Annotated in this window: 10 protein-coding genes; 2 read left to right on the forward strand and 8 right to left on the reverse strand. The window is 38.6% G+C overall.

The window, feature by feature from the left end:
- Positions 1-170: 170 nt before the first annotated feature.
- The 7 genes from I6N95_RS02680 to I6N95_RS02710 all read right to left on the reverse strand — a co-directional run bounded on the left by I6N95_RS02680 (position 171) and on the right by I6N95_RS02710 (position 7169).
- On the reverse strand, positions 171-1739 hold the full coding sequence (locus tag I6N95_RS02680; RefSeq protein ID WP_209524817.1) for a DUF4097 family beta strand repeat-containing protein: 1569 nt from the start codon (positions 1737-1739) through the stop codon (positions 171-173).
- On the reverse strand, positions 1726-2058 hold the full coding sequence (locus I6N95_RS02685) for a PadR family transcriptional regulator (RefSeq protein ID WP_209524818.1): 333 nt from the start codon (positions 2056-2058) through the stop codon (positions 1726-1728). The genes I6N95_RS02680 and I6N95_RS02685 overlap by 14 nt, the downstream gene beginning before the upstream one ends.
- Positions 2059-2213: 155 nt before the next feature.
- Entirely contained in the window at positions 2214-3020 is an 807-nt protein-coding gene (locus I6N95_RS02690) for a hypothetical protein (protein ID WP_209524819.1), read from the reverse strand.
- 265 nt (positions 3021-3285) lie between these two features.
- Positions 3286-5031 (reverse strand): ABC transporter ATP-binding protein, encoded by a 1746-nt coding sequence (locus tag I6N95_RS02695; RefSeq protein WP_430727523.1) that lies wholly within the window; start codon positions 5029-5031, stop codon positions 3286-3288.
- A 201-nt stretch (positions 5032-5232) separates the two neighbouring features.
- On the reverse strand, positions 5233-5673 hold the full coding sequence (locus I6N95_RS02700) for a hypothetical protein (protein WP_209524820.1): 441 nt from the start codon (positions 5671-5673) through the stop codon (positions 5233-5235).
- Positions 5674-5939: 266 nt separating this feature from the next.
- Complete coding sequence (locus I6N95_RS02705; RefSeq protein WP_209524821.1) at positions 5940-6155, reverse strand: hypothetical protein; 216 nt, start codon at positions 6153-6155, stop codon at positions 5940-5942.
- Positions 6156-6458: 303 nt separating this feature from the next.
- Complete coding sequence (locus tag I6N95_RS02710) at positions 6459-7169, reverse strand: DNA alkylation repair protein (RefSeq protein WP_209524822.1); 711 nt, start codon at positions 7167-7169, stop codon at positions 6459-6461.
- Between the two features lie 363 nt (positions 7170-7532).
- Between I6N95_RS02710 and I6N95_RS02715 the strand changes: the two genes are divergently transcribed.
- Together I6N95_RS02715 and I6N95_RS02720 are read left to right on the forward strand one after the other, a co-directional pair.
- Positions 7533-7913, forward strand: coding sequence for a VOC family protein (locus I6N95_RS02715; RefSeq protein WP_209524823.1), 381 nt, complete (start codon positions 7533-7535; stop codon positions 7911-7913).
- Between the two features lie 25 nt (positions 7914-7938).
- Complete coding sequence (locus tag I6N95_RS02720; protein WP_209524824.1) at positions 7939-8772, forward strand: histidinol-phosphatase HisJ family protein; 834 nt, start codon at positions 7939-7941, stop codon at positions 8770-8772.
- A gap of 42 nt (positions 8773-8814) precedes the next feature.
- Here the strand turns inward: I6N95_RS02720 and I6N95_RS02725 are convergent, their stop codons facing one another.
- Positions 8815-9435, reverse strand: a complete 621-nt coding sequence (locus I6N95_RS02725) for a histidine phosphatase family protein (RefSeq protein ID WP_209525395.1) — start codon at positions 9433-9435, stop codon at positions 8815-8817.
- Positions 9436-9749 lie beyond the last annotated feature (314 nt).

The raw sequence follows: 9749 nt of genomic DNA on the forward strand, positions 1-9749 counted from the left end.
TTTCCTCTCTGAATGGGTTTTAGTCGATTTCATTCTATCGGAAATAATCATATGTTTCTATTTTTTTGCCTTAAAATAGGTGTGAATGATTTTTTCTCATCCACACCATAAATTATACAGCCCTTTTTCCCTCAGTCTTTTCAACTGAGGGTCTTTTTTTATTCTTGTCACTATTCTTTTATGACTTTATCGTAAACATTAATATTCCCTGTACTACTACTAATATCAAACACCGGACCATTCGACTTAGTAGTCAGCTCATTAACAACTTTCCCCTGTTCCGAAGATAAGGCAAAATTCATTGGGGCTTGAGGGGCTTGAACCCACTTAACCAAACCTGACTGACTGCTAATGTTCCCCGCTAATACTGAATCTTGCGCAACAATCACTGAAGCTGACTGGTTAACCACTTCTAAACGCCCTTGATTGTTAGTTACAATGAGTTTTCCACCTCCCATTGACACTTTAGTATTACCATGTTGTTTCTCCAAAACAACCGCATTTGATTGACTCTCAACAGCCAGCTCGGAAATCACTGTTTCATTCACAATGACCTTCCCATCTTGGCTTTTTAATCTGGTTTTTTCTGCTGTAATACCGATCAGACTAACTAATCCACTTGCTGTTTCAACGGTCACATTACCGCTGCCTTTTTTCAAAATAATCTTCCCATGTGTACTTGCAGCCTGAATCGCCGTCTGATAGTGGTTCATGATTAATTCACCAGACTCTGAATTGAATGAAAAATCAGTCGATTGCAAATTATCCCCCTTAAACTCACCTTTTTTTACATTGGCTACGATCTTTTTCACTGATAAATCCTGCGCTTGCACAACCCCCTTGTTTAAATCCAATTGAATCTCCGTTTCCATCAGCTGGCTAGGCAAATACAACACGACTTCCACAGGCTTAAGCTGAGTGAAGGAATCAAATAAACCACTCTCGCCGAAATCAAGTGTTAGCGTCTCTTTATTTTGTTGACTCAGCTTGTTTAACCTCTCTTTAGCAGCCTGTTTAACATTGCCCTTCACTTCCACTCTAATCGTTGACTGTGTTGTTGGCATCGTCAACAAATCGATAGGAAAATCACTTTTAACTGTCACCAAACGCAAGTCCTCTTTAGTCAATTCCGCTGTTTGAGAGACGGATGTCCCCTTATAGAAAAAAGCGCCATTTAGGATACTCACCACTGTTCCTATCACTAAGCCAACAAACAACATACCTAAAAAGAGCCTCTTACTTGAAGAACCAGTTCTATATCGATCCTTATTCGAACGAACGATCAAGCACAACCCACTGATTGACGTTATTAACATGAGTAAAGGTATCATGGCAATATGCCTTTCTTTCAGAAGCTCGATCCCTAAATAACTCAAAGAAAATAATCCCGTTAAAATCAGAACGACTTGTAAGAAACAGGTTAACAGCCTTTGAAGCCCTTCATACAGGCTAAAAATTTTTTCTTTCCGTTCATTTAAGTAGACTTCCTTGACATTCTCCAATGCCACAACATCAGTTTCAGCTGTCAATGCCGTATGAAGTCGCTGCTCCTCATAAAATTCATCTACTAAATCAGCCGGCTCTCCTAACCGTGTTAGAATTTCCTCTTCAGTTAGCCCTTCCTCCAACTGAATCGAAATATGTTCCAGCAAATCTTCTTTCAAATCATCAAAAGCTGAGAGGTCCCCCTTCAGAAACAAGGCCTCCATCTCAATAAAAAATTGATCAATCTTGCTCATTATCTTCCTCCTCACGTAAGAACTGAACATTTTGAACAAAAATATCCCATTCCTGAGTTAAACGTCCTAAATAGTCTCGCCCCTCATTCGTTAGGGAATAATATTTTCTAGCAGGACCACTTGAAGACTCCTTCAAATACGTTTTACAGTAACCTTCTTTGACTAAGCGCCGCAAGACTGGATAAAGAGCCCCTTCCGTAATCGAAATATGGTGGTCAATTTTTTGTGTTAGTTCATACCCATAACGATCTTTTTTTTGTAATGAATACAGGACACATAATTCCAACACGCCTTTTTTAAACTGATTCGTATTTTTCATTATCTCAAGGTCCTCCCATTCACTAATCCTGTCTAGTATGTGATTCACCTCCATTATAACAAAGCCACGTCAATAAACAGTTGGCCATTAAATAAAGTCAGAAAGAAGGTAACACTCATCTATTATAACTGAGTGTTGCCTTCTATCATAGTCAATTATTTAATTTTAAACTCAACTTTTGAGCCATCAAAGTATTTTACTTTAAAGGCAAATTTTTTGAAGTTCTGATTGGCGCCTAATTTAATGGTTACATGATTAGCAATTTCGACTTCTGTCATCTTTTTAACGTCTAAACCGTCCATCACACTTAAGACAACTGCCTTAGCCGCTTCCCCTTCAAGTTTTTGTTTCGTTCCTTCGTTTTCATACTCAGCTTTGATAAAACCGTTGTTTTTAACGTCTAGGTCTAAGTCGATATCCTGATTTTTAGCTTTATAATCCAATTCGATATCAATTTCTTTAATAGTTGCATCTAAACCAGTTGACGGCGATGTAGGTGTTTCTGTTTCAGGTATTTCAGGCGTTTCCGTTTCAGGCAATGTTGAATCTGCCATGATCGTCCCCAAGTTAACCCCTTCATAATAAGCGTTGTGAATATAAACGACTTTTAGTTCCATACCAGTTGTGTTCGCCATTGTTTTTAGAATTCCTTGCGTTTGACTCAAACTTAATGATACCCGTTGGCTAACTTTTTTGGCTTGATCCCCTTTGTATCCAAGCGTTTCCCAAGTTCCCGCTTCTTTTAATTTACTAGACATTTTCTGAACGTTGGCAACAGTCAACTCAACTCCAGTTGCTTGAGTTAATTCTTCCGCTGAAAAAGCCATAATCGTTTCGTAAGCCGTCTGTGAAATAACCGTTGCAGCTGAGGCCTCCTCAGTCCCTACTGACAAAACCGATACGCCCATTGATAAAACCATTGTTGATGCTAAAGCGACTTGTGCTAATTTCTTTGTAAACATAATGTGTTCCTCCTAGATTTTATTTATTACTCGTTTATAGACACTACTATACAGTCTACAGTACTGGTTGTCAACTACTATCTAAATAAAATAATTAAGTAATAACTGCTTTTATATCAGTAGTTATAGACAAAACCTCAAAAAAAAAGAAAAATGCCATCATTTTTTATGTTTTTTTCATTTACCAACCCTTTAAAACGACAAAATGATGGTTATTTGCTTTCCCCACCCAAAAAAGCTGAAATTACTTTCAGCCTTTTTAGCACTATTTAAATTGGGCTTGATATAACTCTTGGTAACGACCATTATGGGCTAATAAGCTCTCATGAGTTCCTTGCTCCACAATTCGTCCTTTATCCATCACTAAAATCATGTCAGCATTTAAGACAGTTGATAGCCGGTGAGCAATAACTAAAGACGTCTTTTGCTCCAATAGATTATCCAAAGATGCTTGAATATGACGCTCAGACTCATTATCTAATGACGCTGTCGCCTCATCCAAAATCAAAATCGGGGCATTTTTTAAGAAGACACGGGCAATCGCAATCCGTTGCTTTTGACCACCGGATAATTTGATCCCCCGTTCCCCAACTTGTGTTTCAAGCCCCTTTGGCAAGCCTTCAACAAAATCAGCTAACTTAGCCGCCCCAACTGCTATCAACAACTCCTCATCTGTGGCAGAAGGCGTTCCATACATAATATTTTCTCGAATAGTACCATCAATTAGTTCCACATCCTGAGACACTATTCCTACATGATGGCGCAAGGATGACATGGAATATTGACGGATATCGCACCCATCAATCAATACCTCTCCGGCAACCGGATCATACAATCTAGTCAACAGGCGAGTGGTGGTGGTTTTACCTGATCCTGAAGAACCAACTAAAGCAGTCACCTGGCCACGAGGCATCACAAAACTCACATCCTGAAGAATTGGTTGCCCCATCTCATAACTAAAATCAACATGATTAAACTGAATCGCCTTCTTCAGACCCGTTAATTCCAATGGATTCGCTACATCGACGATGTTTGGTTCAACCTGATACAAGTCCATGATTCGTTCATATGATACCAGTGACTGTTGAAAACGACTGACCATCTGAGTAAAAGAGCGAACGGGATTTTGCAACAATTTCAAATAAGCCAAGTAAGCGACAATATTCCCCACTGTCAGTTCCCCTCGAAAGACTTGCAACGTTCCATAACCTAATACGATCGCCATGCCAACATAATTAATAAAATCAATAGACGGTGAAAACAAACTCTGATACCGCATAGCAGTTAAATAGTGTTCCTTATTTTCCTGATTAACTGCCCCAAATCGCTCTGTTTCAAAATCCTCTGTGGCAAAGTTTTTAATCAATAAGACTGATGTTAAGCTCGTTTGAAGTTGATTATTGATCTTGGCTGTGGATTGTCTGACCTGACGAAAAGCCGTTTTAATGTGCCGACTAAAATAAAAATTCAGCAGATATAAGAAGGGAAAGGTTAAGGTAATTAAAAGGGTTAAGCGCCAATCCGTCTTTAACATAAAGGCTAACACAAAAACAAAGGTCAGAACGTTGCTAAACAAACGTAAGGTGTTAGGTGATATCAAATCTTGAATCGCTTTGATATCACCAGAAAAACGGGTCATCAAGTCGCCCGTTTTTTGCGTTTCAAAAAAATTGAAATCCTGTTTCAAAACATGGCGATACAACTCTTCCCGCAAATCAACAATTGCGGTCTGACTTATGCGACTCATAACATAAGTTGAAACATAGCTGAACAGACTCAGTGCCAAGGCAAACCCTAGTAGGGTCAGGATTGTCGCAACCAATTGTGGCACCGACTTACTGGGAATAATATCATCAATAATTCGCTGAGTAATTTGTGGAATACTAAATTCCAGAAAGGCAATAACCAATAAAGAGGCTAGACTAAAGGTGATTAAAGGCCACTGATTTAAAACACGTCTAAAAACAAACCGAAGCATACTAAAAACCGAACTCTGACTTTCCTTTTCCACCAACACCACTCCCTTATTCTCCGTCAGTCTCGCTGATCAAACAGCCCATGCTGATTTGTCTTTCTCAGTCAGACCTTCTCTTAAAACAACTTTATGCCCTTAGCCATTATTAGTCAAGAAATCCAGTCTTTCAAATGGAAAGGTAAAATAAAAACAACTCTCTCATTCCGATAACTTCATCAGATCAAGAGAACTGTTAAATTAACTGGCTAAACTGCTCGAACCATTTGCCTGATTTTTGGCTTCCATAATTTGCTCATATAACTCCTGAGCTAAGCGACTTTCCCTAATCGCCGTCTCGCTTAAGACAGTCTCATGTAAAGCCAAATCCATCTTGTTCAATAAATCACGCAACTCATCAGCTTTCGACGGTTTATTCGCCTTCATAATCACATGATATTGACTTTCCAATTGCTCAATAAACATCGTCACTTCTCCAACTGGCTTCTTTAACAAAAGGGTTTCTCCTAAAGGCATCAGGTCCTCAATCACCGTACCATTAGGATAATGATCAAGAATAAGTGTCACACATTCTTCCTTGGTCAGGTAGCTCTCAAAACAAAACACTTGGGAAATTTTGCCTCTCTCTGTCACGATATCTGCACCATACAACAACAAGTCCGTACTGTTTGCTAAATCCATCATCATTTCCACCTTTTCTTTAATAGTTTTTCTTTCTACCTTAATAATACCCTCTAGCCTTCCTCAAATACCGTCTAAAAATGCAAGGACCACTGCAAATTATAGCTATTTTCAGAAAACAAAGAATATTTTTCACAATTCTGACCGTTTGTTACTCAAGGTCTCACTCCCCCTTAAAAAGCATAAAAGAACGAAAATCACCTCTTTTCGTCCTTTCATATTTATGTTTGATAAATCAAGACACTAACCTTAGCTCACCAAAACCATTATGACAATTCTTTTGCCAAAAAGGCATTCTCACATTCTTCTACTTGAAGAATTTGTTCCACATGTGGAAAACGAGCCGTAATAAGCTTAGCCACTTCCGTTTCTGTTAAATTTTCTTCCAAAACGAATGTCCGGCTAATCTTCCTTAAAACATTATCAGCTTTAAAGGTCACATAATAAATCGTTACATCTTTCCAATACTCCTCAATAATCATTAGCTCCTCCTTTTAAACAGCAGTTTTTACAGGCAGCCACAAAAATGACTGCTACAACTAATCTCATTTGTATCCCATTCAGTTAAGAACACTTCTAGAGTAACACCATATATATATCGATATGTCCCAATTTTTACCAAAATAAACATAGATAATGACATCGGATAAATTAGGGATAATAATAGTGTCGTTTGACTTGCTAAAACAGCCTTGAAAACAAAGATTAATCCCGCCACTATCGCCACAATACATTGGCTCAAAAAAAAGTGCCTAGACAACATATTGATGTCATGGGCACTTTTCTTAACAAATAACTCGTTTACGCTTAATTCCTAGACGACCATTTTCCTTAAGTTTTTGGATTTTTACAGTCGGGCTTGGCAAACGGCACCCCTTAGTAGCCAGAGTGATTTCTACTTCACTAATATTGGCTGCTGTTTTCAACGCGATTTCTGTCAAATCTGGGCAATAGCTACCAACATAAATAATAAATTGGTTCATGCTATATCGGATAGCATTCGGAGCCCTATGAATCTCCTTTTCGATGCGTTGCAACAGGGCTTTAACTTCTTTCCGATCCACCTCTTCATCAGAACATAAGGCGAGGTATTTTCCATAGGTCAGCCAACCAACATTTTGTGTTTTAACAATATCAGCAGCCAGCCAGTCACGTCCTAAGACCAACCCAAAAGGATTCTCCGCCGCTACACCTGCTACAATGGTCTCATCAATTGCCGACCAACTACTTTGACTAAGCCACCTGTTGATGTCCTTTTTGCTCATTTTTTGTGGATCAATTGCCAGTCCAGCTAAATATTGTGCATCAGAATTCCCGGTGGCAAATAGTGCCAAACACAGGTCATGCTGGTGTTTAACTTTTTTCAGCAACTGTTTCTTCATATCCCCAATCTTAACCCCGTAACAATCAGCTGGTGCCCCGTGTGCCGCAAATGTTTTACGCGTTTGCGCCGTTCCAAGAGCTGCTAATTCCCCCATTACCTCTGCTAAAGCCATTGTTTACGCTCCCTATCAAATCATTTTAGTCAATACCCACTTCCACTAACTTTGGGCTTTAAGTAATTTAAGCTTACTATGGACCGAAAAAATAAACAACTAAATAACCCCCTAATGACTTCACTATGAAGCTAATGCCAGTTTGAAAAAACAAGCATTCAACTAATTAATGGACAGTTTGTCTCAAAAATCTGACCAACCTAAGAAAATTGACAAATTTTTGCCAACCTTAATTAGGACTCTTTATTAACTCTATTTAATATGGTATAACTTTAGCTACAAGGTATCACACGCCAAGGGAACTATCTGTTCAGATAACTTTACGGAATGGATATACCTAAAAAACTAAAGGAGAATTTTAGCATGAAAGTAGAACATATCGGTATTTGGGTAAAAGATATTGAAAATATGAAGGCCTTTTACGAAAAATATTTTAATGCTCACAGTAACGACTTATACCACAACCAGAAAACTGGATTCAAATCTTACTTTTTAGAACTTGAGCAGGGGTGTCGAATTGAGCTGACCACTAAACAGCATCTATCAAATAGAATTTCTGACAGTTTAGGCTACACTCACCTAGCAATTGCCGTTGGCACAAAAGAAAATGTGGATCAAATGACAAGCACCTTTATTCAAGATGGTTTTCCCTTACTTAATGGCCCTCGCACAACTGGTGATGGCTATTACGAAGCCGTGATTCAAGATCCCGAAGGCAATTTGATCGAACTGACAACAGATTAGACGTTAAGATAAAGGAGGAGATTTTTTGGTATACGCTGATTACCATGTTCATAGTGACTACAGCGACGATTCGTGGTACTTGATGGAGGATGTGGTTAGGGATGCGATTCAATTAGGTTTAGATGAAATTTGCTTTACGGACCATGTAGACTATGGTGTAAAGCCCGATTGGCAGCCTCAAGAAGTCTTTAAACCTGGCCACAATCAAGAGGTTAAAAACGTTCACTATCCTTTATATTTTGCTGAACTAGCAAAACTCACTAAAAAATACGCTAACCAACTCACAATCAAAAAGGGCTTGGAGTTTGGCATGCAAGTTCAAACAATTCCTGAATTTGAAGCTCTTTACAGCAGCCATTCAGTTGATTTTATCCTTTTGTCCATTCATCAAATTGACAACCAGGAATTTTGGTTAGGAGAGTTTCAAAAAGGACGCACCCATCAAGAGACTTATGACAGCTATTACGATGAATTGTATTTATTGGTCACCTTATATAAAGATTATAGTGTCTTAGCTCATATGGATTTAGTCAGACGATATTTAGATAAGAACGAGGATACTTTTCATGATAATAAAACGAAAATTGAAAAGATTTTAAAGACGGTTATTGCTGACAACAAAGGCATTGAAGTCAATACCTCTTCTTACCGTTACGGGATAAATGGCCTGACACCTTCCATTGACATTTTAAAATTGTATCATCAACTCGGTGGGACAATTATCACGATTGGCAGTGATAGTCATGAACCGGCTCATTTAGGCGCCCACATCAATGAATCCAAAAAAATGCTAAAGAGCATTGGCTTCACTCATTTTTGTACCTTTAGTAATATGACGCCTATTTTCCATAAATTATAAAAATCCAAAGAAGCTGTTGGCAGCTTCTTTGGATTTTTACCACTATTGAGAAACATCAGGTGTGACTTCCTTCAAATATTCAACTTGTTGATCATGATTGATGATTTCCACTAACTTGAAGGTGTCATCATTCACCTCATATTTAAAGATACAGCAATTCCCAATAGCCCCACGACCTTTACTAAGTTTCATGGGTTCCTCCGCTAACTGGTCCCAATACAATCTAAACTGACCACAAAAAGCCCCGTGAGTCACCGCTAAAACAGTATCGCCTCTTTTCATAAGATCACGACAAGTCTCAACAGTTCTTCGTTGAAAAGCCTTCTCTTCTTCACCACCGTAATTAGCAAAAAAGTTCCCATAAGGAAGAGGTGGATTTAGATCTTCACTTTCCCCCTCAAACGTCCCGAAATTCCATTCTTTTAGACCTTTAAGTCGTGTATATGGCTGATTGGTAACATATTCTAACGTGTCACACGCTCGCTCAGAAGTCGAACTATACACATGAGAAAAGATCATTTTTTTGGTTTCAAAATAACGACCAGCTACTTTTGATTGTTCAACACCTAACTCGGTCAGTGGAGCATCGCACCAGCCTTGAATTTTCCGCCTTACATTAAAAAGAGTTTGCCCATGGCGCATTAAATACAAATAGTTTGTCATCATCATCACGTTCCTTCTTAAGTATCTATTTCAAGGGTAAGTGAACTCCCTATAAAAGTCTATCTATTTTTAACTAAGCACCAGAGCGCTGCGATGGTCGCTTACGCTTTTTTCATTCAACACAGCTCCTCCTAGCTATGAAAAATGAACATTTAATAAAAGACACCCCTTAAAAGAAAGCGCTATCTGTGGTATAATAGTAATGGGAAAGTGCCCTGATCACAATGGAAAGGATGACGTTATATGAGTATTTTCACCGAGGAAGAACTGACTTCAAAACAACCACTGTTGGACTCTGATATCGAACCCTTTTG

Source organism: Vagococcus allomyrinae (assembly GCF_017829975.1).
In the GTDB taxonomy this organism is placed as follows: domain Bacteria; phylum Bacillota; class Bacilli; order Lactobacillales; family Vagococcaceae; genus Vagococcus_D; species Vagococcus_D allomyrinae.

Excerpts from the sequence above, each read along its gene's own strand:
- I6N95_RS02690 (WP_209524819.1), bottom strand. The coding sequence starts at position 3,020 with ATGTTTACAAAGAAATTAGCACAAGTCGCTTTAGCATCAACAATGGTT.
- I6N95_RS02700 (WP_209524820.1), bottom strand. The coding sequence starts at position 5,673 with ATGGATTTAGCAAACAGTACGGACTTGTTGTTGTATGGTGCAGATATC.
- I6N95_RS02705 (WP_209524821.1), bottom strand. The coding sequence starts at position 6,155 with ATGATTATTGAGGAGTATTGGAAAGATGTAACGATTTATTATGTGACC.
- I6N95_RS02685 (WP_209524818.1), bottom strand. The coding sequence starts at position 2,058 with ATGAAAAATACGAATCAGTTTAAAAAAGGCGTGTTGGAATTATGTGTC.
- I6N95_RS02715 (WP_209524823.1), top strand. The coding sequence starts at position 7,533 with ATGAAAGTAGAACATATCGGTATTTGGGTAAAAGATATTGAAAATATG.
- I6N95_RS02710 (WP_209524822.1), bottom strand. The coding sequence starts at position 7,169 with ATGGCTTTAGCAGAGGTAATGGGGGAATTAGCAGCTCTTGGAACGGCG.
- I6N95_RS02680 (WP_209524817.1), bottom strand. The coding sequence starts at position 1,739 with ATGAGCAAGATTGATCAATTTTTTATTGAGATGGAGGCCTTGTTTCTG.
- I6N95_RS02725 (WP_209525395.1), bottom strand. The coding sequence starts at position 9,435 with ATGACAAACTATTTGTATTTAATGCGCCATGGGCAAACTCTTTTTAAT.